At 58.3% G+C, this 883-nt stretch carries 1 protein-coding gene and 1 pseudogene; one reads left to right on the forward strand and one right to left on the reverse strand.

Annotated elements, in window-relative coordinates; genetic code table 11:
* The coding region (rimI, locus tag A3730_RS06795; RefSeq protein WP_063537768.1) for a ribosomal protein S18-alanine N-acetyltransferase at window positions 1-319 on the forward strand (319 nt) is incomplete at its 5' end.
* Window positions 320-644: 325 nt separating this feature from the next.
* Here rimI and A3730_RS31210 read toward each other — a convergent pair.
* A pseudogene (locus tag A3730_RS31210) lies at window positions 645-883 on the reverse strand (hypothetical protein); the annotation flags it as partial.

Raw genomic sequence — 883 nt, forward strand, 5'->3', positions numbered from 1 at the left:
GCTGGCAGGGCAGCCTGCGGCCTTTCTTATCCTGTCACGCATTCTTGATGAAACCCATGTGCTCAATATCGCCGTGGCGCCTGCCCGGCAGCGCCAGGGGGTGGCCCGTCAACTGCTGAAACAGGCCATGGACGCGGCCCGCCGCGATGCAATGAGTGTGATCTACCTGGAAGTGCGGGAAAGCAATCACCGTGCCCGGGCGTTGTATGAGTCACTGGGCTTCACGGTATCGGGGACACGCAAGAATTATTACCGCCGGGGTGACGGCCACGAAGATGCAGTGCTGATGCAGTGCCTGCTGGCCTCGGGGCATAAATAGCTACGAGCTGCGAGAAAGCAGATAGGAAAGCTGATAGAGAGAAGGGGAAAACTCGCCAAGCATCGGTCTTTCTACGAAGCCGCAGTAGGAGCACCGTTTAGGGTGCGAACCTCGCGAAGCGAGGCCAGCGGCCTGGGCGGTCAGGAGGGATGGGTTGCAAAAGATATTGCGGGTAGACTCGAACTCCTGTCGCTTCGCTCTGTTCGTCCCCTGGAAGGGAACTCCTACAGTAAAACCCATCTTTGATTTCGCGGGTAGGGCGGTTGCCAGGTGGCACCATCCGCAACCGCGTTGCCGCTTGTAACGTGAAGCCTGGAGCGGCTTCTTATTCCAGCGGCATCCAGCCCTTTTCCGTATCCCGGAATTGGATCACCCGCTGACGCTGGAAGGTGTCGCCTTTCTTGAAATTACCATGCTCCACCCGCAGCGCGCTTAACGCCATGATCATGGCGAACCGGTCCAGGCCGGAGAGATCCTCGTTCCCTTTTACCTGGTTGGTATAGGTACTCAGATCTTCCTGGGCCTCCAGGTTGTAACTGACTTCCACGGTGTAGCGGCCATCGC

The organism is Alcanivorax sp. HI0044, assembly GCF_001634945.1.